Annotated in this window: 21 protein-coding genes; 14 read left to right on the top strand and 7 right to left on the bottom strand. The window is 48.4% G+C overall.

Annotated features, from left to right (window positions below):
* Positions 1 to 46: 46 nt before the first annotated feature.
* Genes AC5LIL_RS13950 through AC5LIL_RS13940 form a run of 3 tightly spaced genes read left to right on the top strand, consistent with a single transcriptional unit; the run spans position 47 to position 2693 of the window.
* The gene (locus AC5LIL_RS13950) at positions 47 to 697 is read left to right on the top strand and encodes a response regulator transcription factor (RefSeq protein ID WP_499824416.1); all 651 of its coding nucleotides are present in this window, start codon (positions 47 to 49) and stop codon (positions 695 to 697) included.
* Complete coding sequence (locus tag AC5LIL_RS13945; RefSeq protein WP_499824415.1) at positions 694 to 1962, top strand: HAMP domain-containing sensor histidine kinase; 1269 nt, start codon at positions 694 to 696, stop codon at positions 1960 to 1962. The genes AC5LIL_RS13950 and AC5LIL_RS13945 overlap by 4 nt, the downstream gene beginning before the upstream one ends.
* The gene (locus AC5LIL_RS13940) at positions 1953 to 2693 is read left to right on the top strand and encodes an AAA family ATPase (RefSeq protein WP_499825368.1); all 741 of its coding nucleotides are present in this window, start codon (positions 1953 to 1955) and stop codon (positions 2691 to 2693) included. Before AC5LIL_RS13945 ends, AC5LIL_RS13940 begins: the two co-directional genes overlap by 10 nt.
* A 112-nt stretch (positions 2694 to 2805) precedes the next feature.
* Here AC5LIL_RS13940 and AC5LIL_RS13935 read toward each other — a convergent pair whose 3' ends face one another.
* Positions 2806 to 3243 (bottom strand): hypothetical protein, encoded by a 438-nt coding sequence (locus AC5LIL_RS13935; protein WP_499824414.1) that lies wholly within the window; start codon positions 3241 to 3243, stop codon positions 2806 to 2808.
* 220 nt (positions 3244 to 3463) lie between these two features.
* Here AC5LIL_RS13935 and AC5LIL_RS13930 point away from each other — a divergent pair, with 220 nt between their 5' ends.
* Genes AC5LIL_RS13930 through AC5LIL_RS13915 form a run of 4 tightly spaced genes read left to right on the top strand, consistent with a single transcriptional unit; the run spans position 3464 to position 6429 of the window.
* Positions 3464 to 4138, top strand: coding sequence for an ABC transporter ATP-binding protein (locus AC5LIL_RS13930; protein ID WP_499824413.1), 675 nt, complete (start codon positions 3464 to 3466; stop codon positions 4136 to 4138).
* Positions 4135 to 5142, top strand: a complete 1008-nt coding sequence (locus AC5LIL_RS13925; protein WP_499824412.1) for an ABC transporter permease — start codon at positions 4135 to 4137, stop codon at positions 5140 to 5142. Before AC5LIL_RS13930 ends, AC5LIL_RS13925 begins: the two co-directional genes overlap by 4 nt.
* Complete coding sequence (locus tag AC5LIL_RS13920; protein ID WP_499824411.1) at positions 5139 to 5750, top strand: class I SAM-dependent methyltransferase; 612 nt, start codon at positions 5139 to 5141, stop codon at positions 5748 to 5750. The genes AC5LIL_RS13925 and AC5LIL_RS13920 overlap by 4 nt, the downstream gene beginning before the upstream one ends.
* A gap of 16 nt (positions 5751 to 5766) precedes the next feature.
* Complete coding sequence (locus AC5LIL_RS13915; protein ID WP_499824410.1) at positions 5767 to 6429, top strand: NAD(P)H-dependent oxidoreductase; 663 nt, start codon at positions 5767 to 5769, stop codon at positions 6427 to 6429.
* Positions 6430 to 6468: 39 nt separating this feature from the next.
* Here the strand turns inward: AC5LIL_RS13915 and AC5LIL_RS13910 are convergent, their stop codons facing one another.
* Complete coding sequence (locus AC5LIL_RS13910; protein WP_074036693.1) at positions 6469 to 7104, bottom strand: nitroreductase family protein; 636 nt, start codon at positions 7102 to 7104, stop codon at positions 6469 to 6471.
* Complete coding sequence (locus AC5LIL_RS13905; RefSeq protein ID WP_078146066.1) at positions 7101 to 7547, bottom strand: MarR family winged helix-turn-helix transcriptional regulator; 447 nt, start codon at positions 7545 to 7547, stop codon at positions 7101 to 7103. The genes AC5LIL_RS13910 and AC5LIL_RS13905 overlap by 4 nt, the downstream gene beginning before the upstream one ends.
* A gap of 181 nt (positions 7548 to 7728) precedes the next feature.
* Here AC5LIL_RS13905 and AC5LIL_RS13900 point away from each other — a divergent pair, with 181 nt between their 5' ends.
* The 3 genes from AC5LIL_RS13900 (at position 7729) to aceA (ending at position 11549) form a co-directional block, all read left to right on the top strand.
* On the top strand, positions 7729 to 9912 hold the full coding sequence (locus AC5LIL_RS13900) for a malate synthase G (RefSeq protein WP_499824409.1): 2184 nt from the start codon (positions 7729 to 7731) through the stop codon (positions 9910 to 9912).
* Positions 9909 to 10205, top strand: coding sequence for a hypothetical protein (locus tag AC5LIL_RS13895; protein ID WP_015880380.1), 297 nt, complete (start codon positions 9909 to 9911; stop codon positions 10203 to 10205). Before AC5LIL_RS13900 ends, AC5LIL_RS13895 begins: the two co-directional genes overlap by 4 nt.
* Before the next feature lie 75 nt (positions 10206 to 10280).
* The gene (aceA, locus tag AC5LIL_RS13890) at positions 10281 to 11549 is read left to right on the top strand and encodes an isocitrate lyase (protein WP_214746768.1); all 1269 of its coding nucleotides are present in this window, start codon (positions 10281 to 10283) and stop codon (positions 11547 to 11549) included.
* A gap of 32 nt (positions 11550 to 11581) precedes the next feature.
* On the opposite strand, the gene AC5LIL_RS13885 is transcribed toward aceA, so the two are convergent.
* Together AC5LIL_RS13885 and AC5LIL_RS13880 are read right to left on the bottom strand one after the other, a co-directional pair.
* Complete coding sequence (locus tag AC5LIL_RS13885; RefSeq protein WP_214785547.1) at positions 11582 to 11845, bottom strand: LlsX family protein; 264 nt, start codon at positions 11843 to 11845, stop codon at positions 11582 to 11584.
* A gap of 65 nt (positions 11846 to 11910) precedes the next feature.
* Positions 11911 to 13107: a LysM peptidoglycan-binding domain-containing protein gene (locus AC5LIL_RS13880; RefSeq protein WP_214785548.1), complete on the bottom strand. Its 1197-nt coding sequence runs from the start codon at positions 13105 to 13107 to the stop codon at positions 11911 to 11913.
* Between the two features lie 265 nt (positions 13108 to 13372).
* Between AC5LIL_RS13880 and AC5LIL_RS13875 the strand changes: the two genes are divergently transcribed.
* The 3 genes from AC5LIL_RS13875 (at position 13373) to AC5LIL_RS13865 (ending at position 15543) form a co-directional block, all read left to right on the top strand.
* Positions 13373 to 14122: a FixH family protein gene (locus AC5LIL_RS13875; RefSeq protein WP_499824408.1), complete on the top strand. Its 750-nt coding sequence runs from the start codon at positions 13373 to 13375 to the stop codon at positions 14120 to 14122.
* A 72-nt stretch (positions 14123 to 14194) separates the two neighbouring features.
* Positions 14195 to 14704, top strand: coding sequence for a helix-turn-helix domain-containing protein (locus AC5LIL_RS13870; protein WP_483299210.1), 510 nt, complete (start codon positions 14195 to 14197; stop codon positions 14702 to 14704).
* The gene (locus AC5LIL_RS13865) at positions 14647 to 15543 is read left to right on the top strand and encodes an IS3 family transposase (RefSeq protein WP_499825348.1); all 897 of its coding nucleotides are present in this window, start codon (positions 14647 to 14649) and stop codon (positions 15541 to 15543) included. The genes AC5LIL_RS13870 and AC5LIL_RS13865 overlap by 58 nt, the downstream gene beginning before the upstream one ends.
* Before the next feature lie 58 nt (positions 15544 to 15601).
* Here AC5LIL_RS13865 and AC5LIL_RS13860 read toward each other — a convergent pair whose 3' ends face one another.
* A complete protein-coding gene (locus AC5LIL_RS13860; protein ID WP_214695756.1) occupies positions 15602 to 17227 on the bottom strand; it encodes an ABC-F family ATP-binding cassette domain-containing protein in 1626 nt (541 codons plus the stop codon).
* Between the two features lie 189 nt (positions 17228 to 17416).
* Here AC5LIL_RS13860 and AC5LIL_RS13855 point away from each other — a divergent pair, with 189 nt between their 5' ends.
* A complete protein-coding gene (locus AC5LIL_RS13855; RefSeq protein ID WP_499824407.1) occupies positions 17417 to 18058 on the top strand; it encodes a hypothetical protein in 642 nt (213 codons plus the stop codon).
* Positions 18059 to 18096: 38 nt separating this feature from the next.
* Here the strand turns inward: AC5LIL_RS13855 and AC5LIL_RS13850 are convergent, their stop codons facing one another.
* Positions 18097 to 18546: an SACOL1771 family peroxiredoxin gene (locus tag AC5LIL_RS13850; protein ID WP_412093988.1), complete on the bottom strand. Its 450-nt coding sequence runs from the start codon at positions 18544 to 18546 to the stop codon at positions 18097 to 18099.
* Positions 18547 to 18551: the final 5 nt, after the last annotated feature.

The raw sequence follows: 18551 nt of genomic DNA, 5'->3' as shown, positions 1-18551 counted from the left end.
GAGACGTTCGATGTGTGCGATATAATGGATGTGGAGGCGATAGGAGATGAACGTACTCGTTGTGGAAGATGAACAAAAACTGGCGGACGGCATGTCCCGTTTTTTAACGTATGCCGGGTTTGAGGTGACTGTGGCGATGACCTTGAGTGAGGCGAAACAACAGCTGCATCAACGATTTGATGCAGTCTTATTGGATGTTCGTTTACCGGACGGAGAAGGGTGGACCTTGATACCGACATTGAAAGCGAAACAGCCCGCACCTGCCATCATCTTGACGACGGCGCGAGGCGAGGCAGATGATCGCGTATTCGGATTGGAGCTCGGGGCAGACGACTACTTGGTCAAACCGATTGTCTTGAAAGAGCTAGAGATTCGTCTGAAACGTCTCGTCAAACAGACCGATGTGATTCAATTCGGAGCGCTCACCATCGACATCAAATCGAGAATGGTACAGGAGAACGGTCATCCGCTTCGACTGACAAATAAGGAGTATGAACTACTTTTATATCTATGGAAGCACGTTGGAGAGGCGTTGGACCGGAATCGCCTGCTCGACGACGTATGGGACTACGCGTTCGTCGGAGATACGCGTACGGTCGACACTCATATTAAACAATTACGTGATAAATCACCCACACTGAAAGAACAGTTGAAGACCGTTCACCGGGTCGGGTATCGCTTAGAGGGACTGTCATGAATCGGTTGATGAAGAAATTACTGTGGACGGCTGTTCTACCACTTGCTGTGATGGCACTCTTAACTTTCGGACTCACGTCATTATTGATCGGACGTTTCGCAGAAGACGAAACATATGCACAATTGGAGCGCGAGGCGGCGATTGTGTATGAAGCCGTTCAAGAGGGACGTGGGATTCCAGGTCAACTAGACGTGCTCCTATTTCAGGACGGACAACGGGTCGAACTCGAACGTGGTGGACGGATGCATCGCATGATGCCGATCAGCCTTGACCCGAATGACTTAGCGGTTCAGGACGAAGTGAGTGTGAACGGCACCCGCTTCTTGACGTATTTACAAGAAGAAGGGGATATTCAAATCGTGACGTACAGCCCCGTACCGTTCTCGAATCCACAGTTTCAGCAAATCTATCTTATCCTAGCAGGTGGGTTTATCCTGGCACTGTTGGTTGCCATCGGCGTCACATTTTGGATGAGTCGTCGGCTCACGCAGCCGCTCGTGGAGTTGAAGCAAGCGACCGCATCGATCATGGAGGGACGACACGACATCACTCTACCGAATGTGACGAATGACGAGATTGGGGATTTGACCGTCACGGTCGGTCGTATGAATGAATCGCTTCAAGAAAAAGAGGTGCTTCAAAAATCATTTATATCCGGGGTGACGCATGATGTGCGTACACCACTCGCCATCGTTCGGAACGAGGCGGAGATGCTGGAGCTAGGTGTTGTGGAGACATCGGATATTTCGATGACCGGGAAAAGTATTACCGAGGAAGTGGACCGGATTGACCGACTCGTCAACCAGATGCTCGAATATTCAAAGTTGTCGTCCGGTACGATTCCGCTTGAAATAGAGTCGCTTCAACTAGATGACTTGATTCGTCGACTGACTTCACGCATGTCCGAGTGGTTCCGACAAAAAGACGTGACGCTCGATTTACAATTGGAGTCTGTAATGATTCAAGCTGACCGACTAGCGATGGAACGGGTTCTCTCGAACTTCTTGAGAAATGCGTATGAAGCGAGTCCTCCTCGGGGATGCATCACCATCAGACTGACGCCAAATCGATTAGAAGTGACAGATGAAGGGAAGGGAATTGACCCTACCATCCAGCATTCCATTTGGGATATGTATGTGAAAGGAGACCGCTCGAACGGACATGGCCTAGGTCTCGCCATCACGAAATTACTTCTTGAAGCACAAGGGCTTTCTTACGGGGTTGATTCAGAGAAGGGAGCGACATTTTGGATCGAATGGACATGACTTTGTTTTTGCGTGGGGTACGGTTAGAGAGGAAACGAATCCGTTCGACAGGCTATCCGTATACGTTACCGATTTTTCAGACACTCGATGAACTATCGTTTCATCATCCTGTCACGTTTCTTGTCGGAGAGAATGGGAGTGGGAAGTCGACATTGATTGAGGGGATGGCCGTGGCGGCCGGATTCAATCCAGAAGGCGGAGCACCTTCCTTCCAATTTGAAACAGAGTCGACGCATAGTTCCTTGTTTGAAGCGCTTCGTCCGATTCGAGGCCCGTATCGTCCGAAAGATGGCTTTTTCTTACGTGCCGAGACGGCATATCAGCTATCAAGTTATGTGGACGAGATGGCGAAATCAGGGCGAGATCCTGAACGGTTTTATGAATCATACGGCGGACGTTCTCTTCATGAACAGTCACACGGTGAAGCGTTTCTCTCCCTCATGCTACATCGTTTTCGTGGAGACGGTCTCTACATTTTGGATGAGCCAGAGGCAGCATTGTCACCGATGCGCCAACTGACGATGCTCGCGCGCATGCATGAACTCGTACAATCCGGCAGTCAATTCATCATTGCGAGTCACTCACCCATTTTGATGTCGTATCCAGGTGCGATGATTTTGCAAGTGGAGACGGGGCTTACTCCGACAGCGTTTGATGATCTGGAACATGTAAAGGTCATGCGCGACTATTTGGATGCGCCAGAGCGGATGCAGCGGGTCTTGTTCGACTAAAAAAGCGGCCTCGGCCGCTTTTTTCATGCTTTCGTAATCTTTCGCAATAAGATGATTGCGAGGCTAACGCCCCCGGCAATCAACATATACAAAACAATCTCCGTCCATGTACTCATTCATCGTCTCCATCTGCAAAGATAGCAAGTTCACCTTGCGGCATCGCGACCAACAGATAGGCGTCTCCGCCGAGCGGTCGTGCGTCACCTGCTTGCCAACATTCAAATTGTTCTTGAAATCCATTTATGAATAGGAGAGAACCTGATTCAAATTCAAGTTCGAGATGGGGATGTTCGTCACCGAGTCGTACGTGATGGATGCGTTCACGACGAAGCCGCATAAGTTGTTCAAGTTGTTCACCTTCGTCAAACGTGTTTTGTGTAGCGTGGACATGCCACGGTCCCTCAATCGAGATCCAGGATTCTAGTCCCTGGCGACTGAAATAAAGGAGATGGTGATTTGGGCCAGAACCAAAATCAATTCCGACAAAGGAAGAGGCGGTAAAGAGGTGATGCAAAATAGATGTCGCTTGTTCGTACTCCGTGGTAGACACACCGTCACCTCACTTTAAAAGAGTTGTTATTATTATCATTTCACGTTACCACGCTAAAGTAAACGAATCTAACTCAATCTTCAGAAAAAAATAATGATGGGTGTTCCATCACGAAACCGCTTCAACCGGAGCATTTCCCAATTGTCCAGATTGTTTGGGTTATACTGGAATATAATCAAGGAGAATACGCTCGATTTCGTTTGGGATAGGGGGACATGAGATGATCGTATCAATCGACAAAGCAGGATATGAGGTAAACGAGCCCGTCATTCAAGACATTTCGTTTGATGTGCGGTCAGGCGAGATTTTAGGGGTGATTGGATCGAACGGTGCGGGAAAAACGACTACAATCGCCTGTCTGACAGGAACGATTCCATGGATGAAAGGAACCGTCGAGATAGAACGCTATGCGTACATCCCGGAGCAACCGGTTTACTACGATTATTTGACATTATCGGAACATATTGCGCTCGTACAAGAATTGACGGGTGTCGAGTCGAAGGAAAAGACGAAGGAGTTGTTGCAGCTTTTCCGACTTGATCATGTGACAGACCGGTATCTCTCCTCTTTTTCAAAAGGGATGAAACAAAAAGCGATGATTTTATTGGCGCTCATTCAAGAAGCGCATGTATTGATTGTCGATGAACCGTTTATCGGATTAGATGCAACGACCACCATCCAATTACTTCGATTGTTAGAAGCGGAGTGCACGAGGGGAGCCGCTGTTTTACTAGTCACACACGTTCTTGATACGGCCGAGCGGTTGTGTGACCGGTTCGTATGGATTGATGACGGGGAACTCTTGGCGAGTGGGACGAAAGTAGAGATTCGTGAAGCACTCGATACAGAGGGGATGACCTTATTTGACATGATGGAAGATGTGGCGCTCCGATGATTGCGAAACGATTGTTTTGGATGCGTGTCTCCCGTTATATGAAACAACAGTGGAAGACGGTCAGATTGATTGTCGACTGGACGATTTTCTTATACGGCGTCATTCCTCTTCTCATATGGGCAGGCTATTCCTACTGGCTCGTATGGGAAGGGAATATCGATTGGTTGCGTGATGTGCCTTACCTGTTATGGGCAATCCTGTTCGGATGGGTGATGTGGCAGGACCGCATGTTTGTATGGATAGAGCGCGCCGACCTCATCCTCGTGGCAGATCGTCATCTCATTCGACAGTTGAAATGGTACTCCGTCGTATATCAGATGACTCAACACCTGATTCAATACGGATTCTATCTTCTATTGATCGCACCGATTCTACGTGTGAAGGGAAGAACCACTGTCGAGATCCTCGCATTCGGAGCCGCGCTTTTCTTACTCTCCTGGTGCCATGCATGGATTCAGTATCAACTTCGCCTCCGACACGTCCATCTCATGAAACGATTATTGATCGTGTTGATTGCTTTTGTAGGCGTGTATGCGCTATTGATTGAGTCGGTGTTACTCGGTGTGTTGATCGGAAGCATGATGGTCACATTTGCGTTATACGTAGGGGAAGGATGGGTGTCGAAACATCCGAATATCGGTCGCGAGATTGAAATCGGGGAACGTGAGCGTGCCTCGTTCGACCGAGTCCTGCTGACGACGTCAGGTGCCATCGAGAAGACGAGTGAACGGACACGTCCACTATATCGACCGAAACCGAATCGCTTTGGCACCGTCAGACGGACGATGGCAATCCTAATCTATTTCAGGACGCCGAGCCACCGAAATTTGTGGTTTCGACTCATTCCACTTGGCGTGACAAGCTTCATTTTACTTCCAAGCTGGTTTAAAGTGTTGGTTCCGATTTATGTCATGTATGTCGCCTATCAGGAACAGACGTCATTTACGAGAGAGATGGAGCGGCATCCATTCTTCCAATCTATTCAAGAAAGAGGTTCATCATGAACGAACAGCAATATGAACAACTTCTACAGATCGAGACGGCCAAACTACAGCAAGGATTTCCATTTTCGGCGGAATATCACCGTTATGAACCGACTCCTTACGAGGCACTCGATTTGCTTCGGGACGCTTATCCGTTAGAGTCCACAGATACGATTGTTGATTTCGGTTCGGGCAAAGGACGTTTGCCGTTTTATTTGGCGTATACGTTTCGCGTGCGGGCAATCGGTGTCGAGATGGACGGTGGATTTCACGAGGAGGCACTCCAGAATTGGGTGTGCTATACGAAGAAACATCGTAATCGGGGAAGTGTTCAATTGGAACAGGGACTCGCGGAGGAATTTACGATTCCATCGGATGCGAATCGATTCTACTTCTTTAATCCGTTCTCCGTGAACGTCTTCCGCCAAGTGATTGCCAACATCATCGAATCTGTTGAAATAAATCCTCGCCCGGTCGATGTGATTTTATATTATCCGGCGGATGAGTACCTCCATTATTTGAACGACGAGACGCCTTTTCAGTACGTACAAACGGTGCGATTGCCGCTGAAGAATCTTCATGAGCGATTTTTGATTTATCGGTTTGATATGATGGAGTCATCTTGGTAATAGAGGAGTGAGCACGATGAAAAAGAAAGACATTTTAGAAGCGTATCGTTGGCGTCAAGCGACGAAAGCGTTCGATGCGGATCGTAAAATCAAAGAAGAGGACATGGAGTTCATTTTAGAGACGGGACGTCTTTCACCGAGTTCATTCGGGTTTGAACCGTGGCAGTTTGTCGTGGTGCGTCGGGAAGATTTGCTCCAAAAAATTAAAGATCATGCATGGGGAGCGCAAGGTCAGGCTTTGACCGCGAGCCACTTCGTGTTGATTCTCGCAAGAACACCGAAAGCCATGCGTTACGATGCGGACTACATTCGTCATATCGTGAAGGGTGTACAGGGCCGGACGGAAGAAGAATACGCGCAACGCGTGAAACGGGTACAGGAGTTCCAGGAAAACGACTATCGTCTCTTGGATGATGAGCGTGTCTTCCAGGAATGGATCAAGCGTCAGACATATATTCCGCTCGGAAATATGATGACGGCTGCCGCACAAATCGAAATCGATTCATGCCCGATTGAAGGGTTCAATCAAGAAGAAATCGATGAGTTGCTCATCTCAGAAGGTGTGATGGAACGAGACGAATGGTCACTTTCGGTCATGGTTGCATTTGGGTATCGGGCGCGTGATTTCGCACCGAAAACACGCCGGGACTTCAACGAAGTCGTCAAATATATCGGATGAAAAAAAGGTTCAATCGCCTCAGCGATTGAACCTTTTGAATTATTTCCAGTCTGTGATGCGGTCGACCGGGAAGCGGACTGATGGGTATCCTTCTTCTGCTGCTTTCCCGATTGAGAGAAGCATGACTGGAAGGTAACGTTCTTTGTCGAGACCGAACGCTTCAGCAATATTCGCTTTGTCGTATCCGCCGATCGGGTTTGTATCATATCCGTGCGCACGTGCGACGAGCATGAGTTGCATCGCAACAAGACCTGAATCGAGCATGATGCTGTCTTTGACCATTTCTTTCGGTGCGTCTTTGAAGATGCCTTTGATCATGTCGACTTGACGGTCGCGGACCTCAGCCGGCATCATACCGCGCTCTACTGCTGTATCAAAAATCTCTTCTGTGTAATCTGCCATTTGATAGTCAGCGAAGAGTGCGATGACAGCTGAAGATGTTTCCACTTGGCGTTTGTTGAAGCTTGCGAGTGGAAGGAGCGTTTCTTTTCCTTCTGCGCTATCGATGACGACGAAGCGCCATGGCTGTAAGTTAAGTGATGAAGGAGCTGTTGTCGCTTCTTCAAGGATTTGGGTCATTTCTTCTTTTGAGATTTTGACGTTCTCATCGTACACACGAATCGAGCGGCGTCCTTTGACAATCTCCATAAAGTCTTTTTGTGTAGCAGTGTTCATATTGTTGTCTTCCTTTCATGGTCAATTGTATCTTGTAACATCGTTAGGGATGCTAATAACTGTTGTTGATCCTCTACCTTCATGTTGACAAAAAGTCGGTCCGTTAAGCACTCTTTTTGCTCAGTCCAATGTGCAATTTGCTCACGACCATCGTCTGTCAACTCGACATAGATGACACGGTTGTCTTGTTCACAGCGTCTCCGCGTAATCAGTCCTTGTGTCTCCAATTGTTTCAGATGTCGGGTGATGGCGGCATGGTCGACATCGACGCGCTGTTGCAATTCACGTTGTCGCAATGGACCGACGTGATACAGGTTGCTTAAAATGTCGTAGCGACTCAAGCTGAGCCCGTCCATTTCAGAGTCGAATAATTGCCCCAATTCTTTTTGTACGGTGATGATGTGATAGAGAATTTGATCACGGAGCGAGCAAGAATCTCGCATGCACATCGCCTCCTCGAATCGTTGATGACTCAATCATTGATGGGTCACACAATGTATAGTAAACCCATCCTGATGAGATTTCAAATAAAAAGTTTTAAAAAATGGGTTGTCAAACTGTTATATAATAGTCTATATTTTAATCAACTGATATATAACAATGATTAAAGGAGGATGTTAACGCTTGGAACACTATGAACGACTAAATACGTATCATGTTCATGAGAAACTGGTTGAATTTATGAATGAAAAAGTACTTGAACCCCAAGAAATCAACGTTTTTTGGGAAGGCGTTGAATCGCTTCTAGAGCGTTTCATTCCAGTGAATCAGACACTTCTGGAGCAGCGCATGACATATGAGCGATTGTTACAGGAGTGGTACAGTCGGCAAGACGAAGTCGATGCAATCGAATATGAGACATTTTTAACGTCAATCGGCTATATCGAACCGGTCGTCGAAGATTTTAACATCGACGTGTCGAATGTCGATCGCGAAATCGCGCATCAAGCTGGACCGCAACTCGTCGTCCCGTTAGACAATGCGAGATATGCACTCAATGCCGCCAACGCCAGATGGGGAAGTCTCTACGACGCCATTTATGGGACGGACATGATTGACGAGACAGACGGTATGGAAAAGGGGCGAGCATATAATCCCGTTCGCGGTAATGAGGTCATTCGGTTGGCGAAACAGTTTCTGGATGACACGTTCCCGCTACCATCAGGGTCGCACAAGGAAGTGACACGATACGTCGTTCGTGACGATATCGCCTATGCGGTAATCGGGGACGTCGAGCAATCGTTCGCAGATGATTCCTTCGTCGGTTACACCGGGGAACCGAACGAGTTGAAGACGTTGATGCTCAGACACCATGCCTTACACGTTGAACTGCAATTTGACCGCGAGCATCCGGTCGGAAAGGTCGATCCTGCTGGACTGATGGACATCGAGCTCGAATCAGCCCTATCCGCAATCGTGGATTGTGAGGATTCGGTCGCAGCCGTTTGTGCGGAAGACAAAGTTCATCTGTATCGTAATTGGCTCGGTCTTATGGATGGGACGCTTGAAGCCTCGTTCCAAAAGAATGGGAAGCGACTCTCTCGGCGTTTAAACGAAGACAAGCGTTTGATTGGAAAAGGTGGAACGGAAGTCGTCCTCCCAGGACGCGCGCTCTTATTCATTCGGAACGTCGGACACTTGATGACGACGGATTTGATCCTTGATGCAGAAGGTCGTGAGGTACCAGAGGGGATCGTTGATGCTATCTTCACTTCATTGATCGCGAGTCGCCATCTACATCGTCGGCTCAACTCTCGAGAAGGATCGATCTATATCGTCAAACCAAAAATGCACGGGTCTGAAGAAGTAGCATTCACCAATGACTTGTTTGACGCTGTAGAAGATCTGTTAGAACTTCCGCGCCATACGTTAAAAGTCGGCGTGATGGATGAAGAGAGACGAACGTCGCTCAACTTGAAAAATTGTATCGCTCAAGTAAAAGAGCGGGTCGTTTTCATCAACACGGGATTCCTCGACCGGACGGGGGACGAGATTCATTCCTCGATGACACTCGGACCGATGCGTCGAAAGGGAGAAATGAAGACGTCACCTTGGCTCTCTGCATATGAACGGTTGAATGTATCAACTGGTCTCGAGAGCGGGTTCCATCATCAAGCACAAATCGGAAAAGGGATGTGGGCGATGCCTGATCGGATGCGGGACATGATGCGTGAAAAAATGGCACACGTACGCTCCGGGGCAACGACGGCATGGGTGCCTTCGCCGACAGCGGCGACGCTCCATGCGATGCACTATCATCAACTCGATGCTTTTGATGTACAGCGAGAGTTGATCAAGCAGCCTCATTCGAAACATGAGCGACAACAGCTCCTCGACATTCCGCTCGCGACGCGTATCTATTCACAAGACGAAATCAAAGAAGAGCTCGAGAACAACTTACAAGGATTGCTCGGATACGTCGTTCGTTGGGTCGAACAAGGTGTAGGTTGTTCGAAAGTACCGGATATTCACCATATCGGACTGATGGAAGACCGAGCGACACTCCGGATTTCGAGCCAACACGTGGCCAACTGGCTGCATCACGGCATCTGTTCAGCAGATCAAGTGGAGGTCACACTTTATCGGATGGCGCAAGTCGTCGATGAGCAAAACGAGTCAGATCCGAATTACCGACCGATGACACCGAACGTCGATCAATCGATCGCCTATCAAGCCGCCCACGAACTCGTGTTTCATGGGTTGAAACAGCCGAACGGGTACACGGAACCAATCTTGCATCGCCGCCGCCGTGAATTTATGAAACGACAAACTGTGGAGTTCAATTTAAAAGGAGGAACCTCATCATGACAACGAAAAAAATGGAAAGCGAACAGTTGATTGAACGTTGGGTCGTCCGCCGCATCGTATCTGGAGAATCGACAGCATCTTTAGCGAATACAGCATTCGTATACGGCAATGACTTGATGCGCCTCGTCTTGGATCGCGCCGACGGTTCGCTCCAAATCATGAAAGAGCCGATTGATGAAGTCGTCGTCTTCCGCAAACCGGAAGATCGGGACGAAGAGAACGTATGTCGTTGCTGCGGGATGGAGCACTCGACGTTCAAAGCGGCATTGGAGTGCTGTGCTTACCTCGACTAAATTGTTTAATTTGGGCTATCTGTTATATAACAAATATCATTTAATGAAATTAATATAATACAGGAGGGTTTATTGATGAAACAACGCGAAGAATTGGTGAACAGTTGGAAGTCAGAACGATTTGAAGGGGTAGAACGTCCATACTCTGTAGAAGACGTCATGAAATTACGAGGGTCCATCGTGATTGAACAAACGCTTGCGACAAAAGGAGCGGAACGCCTGTGGCAATTGATGCACGAGCGTGATTATGTTCATGCACTCGGCGCGTTGACAGGGAACCAGGCCATTCAGCAAGTGAAGGCAGGACTCGAAGCGATTTACTTGAGCGGCTGGCAAGTAGCGGCGGATGCGAACCTATCGGGTCATATGTACCCAGACCAAAGTCTATATCCGGCCAACTCGGTTCCGAGTGTCGTCAAACGAATCAACCAGGCGCTTCAACGTGCCGATCAAATTCAAACGGCAGAAGGAAAAGGCGATACGCATTGGTTCGCACCGATTGTCGCGGATATGGAAGCGGGGTTCGGTGGTGTCCTCAACGTATTCGAATTGACGAAGGCAATGATCGAAGCAGGTGCTGCCGGTGTTCACCTCGAAGACCAACTCTCGTCTGAGAAGAAATGTGGTCACCTCGGTGGGAAGGTGTTACTCCCAACCCAGACGGCTGTGAAAAACTTGATTTCGGCTCGACTCGCGGCAGACGTCATGGGCGTTCCGACAATCATCGTAGCGCGGACAGATGCGCACGCGGCGAACTTGATCACGAGCGACATCGATCCAATCGATCACCCGTTCATCATTGGAGAGCGTACACCAGAAGGCTTCTATCGTACGGAGGCTGGTATCGAGCAAGCCATCGCTCGTGGTCTCGCTTATGCACCATATGCAGACCTCGTCTGGTGTGAGACGTCTGAACCAGATTTGGCAGAGGCACGTCAATTTGCCGAAGCGATCCATGCGAAGTATCCAGGGAAGCTACTCGCTTACAACTGCTCGCCATCATTTAACTGGAAGAAGAAGCTATCAGACGAAGAGATTGCGACATTCCAACAAGAAATCGGCGCAATGGGCTACAAGTTCCAGTTCGTCACACTCGCTGGATTCCACGCGCTCAACTTCGGCATGTTCGAGCTCGCACGCGGGTACAAAGATCGCGGCATGGCAGCGTACTCGGAGTTACAACAAGCAGAATTTGCGGCTGAAGTACATGGATACACGGCGACACGTCATCAGCGTGAAGTCGGGACGGGTTACTTCGATGAAGTCTCACTCGTTATTTCAGGTGGGCAATCATCAACGACAGCACTCGCCGGTTCGACAGAAGCAGAGCAATTCACAAATTAATGAATGTAAAATAACCGCTGCACGCGCAGCGGTTATTTTTGTTTGAGGCGTGCCCCAATTTCTCCGACGAGAATAGCGATTCCCATAAAACCTGCACCAAGTATGGCCATCTGATTCTGATTGGCGACTCCGACCTCGTTTTCGAATTGATAAATGTCACGAGTGAAGAATTGGATTGGCTCACCGGATGTGAGTGCTTGTTCATAACCGAGCCAAATCAAAATCGAGAATGTGGTAATGGAGACACCAAGTCCGATGAGTGCAGCGATACTAACGCGGATTGCGATTCGAGTCATAGCGATTCCTCTTTTCCTGTTTGCATACGATACGTCACAAGTAGAGGAAAAGATTCACGGTTCACTCATTTCGGAATGGTCAACACTTGCCCGACACTGATGAGGTTAACGTTCGTGATGTTATTGGCGGCTGCAATTTTCGCGACGGTGGTATTGTACATCGTCGCAATCTTATACAGTGTGTCGCCCGACTTTACGGTGTATTTCACAGTTGTTGTAGGTGGAGGTGTGACGGTTGTTCCTGGAATGATGAGCACCTGACCGACAGTGATGGAGTTGACGTTGGTGATATTGTTAGCGGCTGCAATTTTCGCGACGGTGGTATTGTACATCGTCGCAATCTTGTAAAGCGTGTCGCCCGATTTCACGGTGTATTTCACGGTCGTTGTAGGTGGTGGAGTGACGGTTGTTCCTGGAATGATGAGCACTTGTCCGACATAGATTAAGCTATAGTTGGTGATATTGTTAGCTGCCGCTAAAGCGGATACGGTGACGCCATACGTCCGTGCGATGCTGTACAATGTGTCACCGGACTTCACGGTATACGTTTTGTTCGTGGACGTGTTTTGATAGGCGAGTAATTGCGAGACCGTGACGAATTGGTACCCTTTTGCTTTGAGTTGCGAAATCATCGTCGGTAATGCGAGTGGGGTCCCCGGTGCACCCGCACCTGTATGCATCAAGACGATTGAACCCGGTTTGATGTTAGTCTGAACTTTCGTGTTGATTTGGCTCGCGGTCAACCCTTTCCAGTCAATCGTATCAATGTTCCATTGAATCGTGTATCCGTATCCTGCAGCCCCGACACCGCTCAATACGGTACTATTCACTGCACCAAACGGGGCTCTGAAAATCGGTTTTGTCGTTTTTCCGGTCAACGATTTAATCAAAGCTTCCGTGCGATCGAGCTCGGATTTCATTTGTGTAGCAGTCAGTTTGGTGAAGTCTGGATGTGTGTACGAGTGATTTCCGAGCTGATGCCCTTTTGCGGCGATGTTTTTAATGTACTGTGGATGGTTATTTGCGCCCGACCCCGTTAAAAAGAAAGTGGCTTTGACATTGTTTTTTGCTAAAATGTCTAAAATCTTGTTCGTGTTCGCCCCGTCTGCCCCGTCATCGAACGTCAATGCGACGACCTTGCTCGTCGTGTTCACGCTCGTGACAAATTTTGAAGCGGCGGCACTGACGGAAATCGATTGTGTGATCACCATCGCCAATAAGATGAACAGTGCCATCGCCCCACGAATGACCTTACGTTTCATCTGAATTCGCCTCCATTCATGATGTAACTCTCTTGATGTTAAGACTTTCCAAATGATTGACCTTGATATATTTTATATACCCCTTTTTAGAAATGATGGACTAAAATTCGGAAATGTACTCAATAAATTTTGATTCAACTATATGTGTGAAATTTGTGAGAATGTATCGTGGGATATCTCACAGAATGCTCACACTCTTTTTGGAAAGAGATGGTATCATGAACAATGTGTGAAAGATGTAAGCGATTTATAAGGAGGACTTATGATGAAAAAGGTGATGACACGGTTTGGGGTCGTGTTGGGGCTCATCGGGTTGTTCGTACTCGGTGCGTGTGGTACGGAGAAGGAAGCGGAGAGCGCAGCTGTTCCACAATCGATGGAACCAGTAGAGGCAGAGTTGACGGTTGCTGCGACGGCAGAAAAAGGAGAAGCGGTACCGTTATCTGTAACAGTCACGCAAAATGGTCAACCTGTAGACGATGCGGATGAGATCAAGTTCGAAGTATGGAAGAACGGTGCGAAAGAAGAAAGTGACATGATCAAGGCGTCACTCACGAAAGATGGTGTCTATGAAGCAGAGATGACGTTTGCGGAAGAAGCGGTCTATACGGTCCAAGTTCACGTGACAGCGCGTTCGATGCACACGATGCCGACGACGAATGTGACGGTTGGACATCCAGAAACGGCTGCTGAAGCGGAAGAAGAGAGTGAGCATCACCACCACGCTGGAGCGGATATCACGCTTGACCCGAAAGAGGCGACAGCAGGTGAGGAACAACCGTTCATGGTTCACGTTATGATTGAAGAGGAGATGTTAGCGGGGGCAGACGTGCAACTCGAAATCTTCCAAGACGGAGCGGAGAAACATGAGTGGGTGAAGTTAGAGGAAGCAGATGCTGGGATGTACAAAGGAATGTACACCTTTACTGAATCTGGTGCATACAACGTTCAAGTTCACGTCACGAAAGGTCATGATCTTCATGAGCACGTGATGGAAATGGTAGACGTCAAATAAAAATGATCGGCTCACGCTGAACTGCCCCATAAAAGTTGGACATGAAAATCCAACTTTTATGGGGTGTTTTTTATGACCAAATATTCAAAGGCATTGAAAGTCCAAATCGCCCAGCGCTACTTCACGGGAAGGGACGGATTTGAGGTTTTGTCACAGGAGTTCGGAATCTCGTATAACCAGGTGCGTACCTGGGCGCATCTCTACAAGCGTTGGGGGGAGGAAATCTTCGATCCTTCCTATACAGTCCACTCGCAGGCGTTTAAACTGGAGGTACTAAACGATATGGCTACCAATGGACTGTCCTGCTTGGATGCGGCCCTGAAGTACCGCATCTCCTCCCCTGGAATGATCTCCAAGTGGCGGTCCGCGTACGAACGGAAAGGAGTGGAGGGGCTGGTAGCCAAAGCGAAAGGACGTGCCCCAATGGCGAAACGCAAGAAAAAGAATCCTGACGAGATGACAGAGGTCGAGAAGCTCAAGGAACGGGTCGAGTACCTCGAGATGGAGAACGCCGCGTTAAAAAAATTGAAAGCCTTGGTTCAAGAAGAGGAAGCGCGACGAACCGGATCAAGGCCCAAGTAATCGACGAGCTGCGAGCCACCTATCCTGTACCGGGTCTCCTCCAAGTGCTCGATATGGCTCGAAGCGTCTACTACTATTGGCGGACACGCCTGACGGCTGTTGACAAGTACGCGGACGTGAAGGAAGCGATTCAGACCCTCTTCCACGAACACGAAGGACGTTGTGGTTATCGTCGCATCCATGCGCTTCTCGAGCGCCGAGGGTTCAGGCACGACCCGAAGACCGTATTGCGTCTCATGGACGAGCTTGGTCTCAAGTGCCTCGTCCGCATGAAGAAATATCGGTCCTACAAAGGAGAGGTCGGAACGATCGCACCGAACCTCCTCGAACGGGATTTCCAGGCCACAGGCCTAAACCAGAAGTGGGTGACCGATGTCACCGAGTTCCATCTTTTCGGGGAGAAACTCTATCTCTCACCGATGATGGACCTGGCCAACCGGGAAATCATTGCCTATTCGATGTCAGACAGTCCTAGATATCCGTTCGTCGGCGAGATGTTGGACCAAGCCATCGCAAGACTCGACGGTGATGGGAGACCAATCCTCCATTCTGACCAGGGCTGGCAATACCAGTTCCGAGCATTCACGGCGAAGCTGCGCGAACACGGCATCACCCAGAGTATGTCCCGAAAGGGCAACTGTCTCGACAACGCGGCCATCGAGAGCTTCTTCGCCGTGCTCAAGTCCGAGCTCCTTTATCTCAGGAAGTTCGAAGATATGACCCATTTCAAACAGGAGCTCGAGCGATACATCGAGTACTATAATCATCGTCGCATCAAGAAACGACTAAAAAACCTGAGCCCGGTGGAATATCGGACGCAGGTTCTAAAGGTCGCCTAAAGAAACTATTTAGTGTCTAACTTTTTCGGTTCAGTTCAACGCGAGCCGATCATTTTTATTATGCATTTTGATAGAGAGATTCAACTTGTTGTTGAAGCGCTTCGTTCTCCAAGTACTCATCGTACGTTGCTTCTTTATCCACGATGCCATTCGGTGTCACTTCGATGATGCGTGTCGCAATCGTCGAGATGAGCTGATGGTCATGTGAGCTAAAGAGGAGTACGCCTTTGAATGACTCGAGACCGTTGTTGAGTGCTGTGATTGATTCGAGGTCCAAGTGGTTCGTCGGATCGTCGAGGACGAGCACGTTCGAGTTTGAGAGCATCATCTTCGAGAGCATGCAGCGTACTTTTTCTCCCCCTGAGAGGACAGACGCCTTCTTCATGACTTCTTCACCTGAGAAGAGCATGCGGCCAAGGAATCCACGAAGGAACGTATCTGACTCATCGGCTGGTGAGAACTGACGCAACCAGTCGAGGATGCTCTTTTCCGAGCCCTCGAAGTATTCCGAGTTGTCTTTCGGGAAGTACGACTGAGTCGTCGTCACGCCCCATTTGACCGAACCTGTATCTGGTTCCATCTCACCCATGAGAATTTTGAAGAGTGTCGTGATCGCAACGTCAGAACGACCAACGAATGCGACTTTGTCCGTCTTGTTAAGTGAGAACGTGACGTTGTCGAGCACTTTTACGCCATCAATCGTTTTCGAAACGTTGTCGACATAGAGAACATCGTTCCCGATTTCGCGTTCCATCGTGAATCCGACGAATGGATAACGACGTGATGACGGACGAATGTCGTCGAGTGTGATCTTATCGAGCAACTTCTTACGTGACGTCGCTTGACGCGCTTTCGATGCGTTCGAGCTGAAACGTGCGATGAAGTTTTGAAGCTCTTTGATCTTCTCTTCTTTCTTCTTGTTCTGATCTGCCGCCATACGTGTAGCAAGTTGACTTGACTCATACCAGAAGTCGTAGTTCCCGACATACAATTGGATTTTTCCGAAGTCGAGGTCTGCCATGTGTGTACAGACTTTGTTCAAGAAGTGACGGTCGTGGGAAACGACGATGACTGTGTTTTCAAAGTTGATTAAGAACTCTTCCAGCCATTGAATTGCTTTGAGGTCAAGTCCGTTGGTCGGCTCGTCCAAAAGCAAGATGTCTGGCTTACCGAAGAGTGCTTGGGCAAGAAGGACTTTGACTTTCTCGCCACCTGTGAGTTCGCTCATTTGTTTCTGGTGAAGCGCTTCTGTGATCCCGAGACCTTGAAGAACCATCGACGCTTCCGACTCTGCTTCCCAACCGTTCAACTCGGCGAATTCACCTTCGAGTTCAGCTGCGCGCATTCCATCTTCGTCTGAGAAATCTTCTTTCATATAGATGGCGTCTTTTTCTTTCATGACGCTATAAAGACGCTCGTGACCCATGATGACGGTCTCGAGAACAGCACTGTCCTCATACGCATAGTGGTCCTGTTTGAGGACCGCGAGACGCTCACCCGGTGTGATGCTGACATCACCCGTCGTCGTATCTTGCTCACCTGATAAAATCTTTAAGAATGTCGATTTACCGGCACCGTTCGCACCGATCAATCCGTAACAGTTGCCTGGTGTGAACTTGATGTTCACGTCTTCGAACAACTTACGGCCGCCAAATTGTAGGCTGACGTTATTTACTGTAATCATGTATGGTATCCCTCGTTTTTCTGATTAGTTTACGACGTGTATTGTATCACGTTTTTGAAAAACGCGCAGTGTCACGTCATGATTCACAAACGTTAAAGAAAAACTTGTGCATCAGGATAGAGGATTATACAACGTAAGATGGAAATATTATGTAGAACAGAAATGCACGTGAATCAAATGGGGGGTACTATGAAACAAATTAGACTCTGGCTGATCATCCTATTTATTGCGGTCAGTTTAAGTATCATGAATTCGCTATTGAAGAATGAACTTCAAACGTTTGAGGTAGGGAAGTTTGAGTTTGGGAAATATGATGATTTTGACGAGGCGTTGGCTAAAGGTCTCACTTATGACATGAATAAGTTGATTTATATAACACGACACGATGGGGTGACCATCGTCATGTACACGACGATTCCGGATCCTACAGAATTTCAAGATGTCATGGAGTTTCAAGATGATATGGAGTTTCAAAATGAGATGGAGGCATTGGTCGTCCAGTTCTTTGAGGGGAATGATGAAGAAGGATGGGAGCTTCTTGGACCAAGAGGGTGGACGCACTATGAAAACGACAATTTCACCTCATATAGCACATTTTTACGAGAATACGATGACGCCGGAAACGTCGAACATTCTTTCAATGTGGGATTTGGAGAAGTGAACAATCCAGAAATCGATACGATTGAAACGAAATCCCATCACGAAAATACGTTCACCGAGGCAACGATGATTCAAAAAGGCCCGTACCGATATTATTTTCAAATTGGAGAAGACGCGGTTGTACGAGGAATTTCTGTGAACGGTGAGATTGTCGATCAACAAGGTAGCTGATACTTCGATGCACAGAAAAAGCCATCGTCATGATGGCTTTAATCGACTCGTACAACGGTCGTATTCAATTCGAACGCTACATTTCCTGCGAGCGCGCGTGAAATCATACATTGATCTTTCGCTTTTTTCGCAATGCGCTCGACTAGCGTAATCTCTCGGTCGGTCATCTCTGCAGGTACTTGAATCGTTGTCGTATAGCGAATCGTCTCGTAGGTGAAGATGCCGTTCGTCACATCGACGATTCCTTCTGCGTCAATCGTGATGCCACGGTGAGTCAGGTCGCTTCGCCCGAGTACGGCTGCGAGTGTGATGATATAACACGTGGCCGCTGCTCCGAGTAACATTTCATCCGGATTCGTGCCGACTCCGGGACCGTCCATTTCGGGTGGAATCGAAATCTGTGTCTTTAATCGCTCAGCCTCGAGGGTACCGACGTCATTTCGTCCGCCATCCCAGCCGAGGTTCATGCTAAATGTATGTTTCATCAAAAATC

It is taken from the genome of Exiguobacterium sp. RM11, from assembly GCF_059821525.1.
This window is presented reverse-complemented; position numbering and strand designations above follow the sequence as displayed.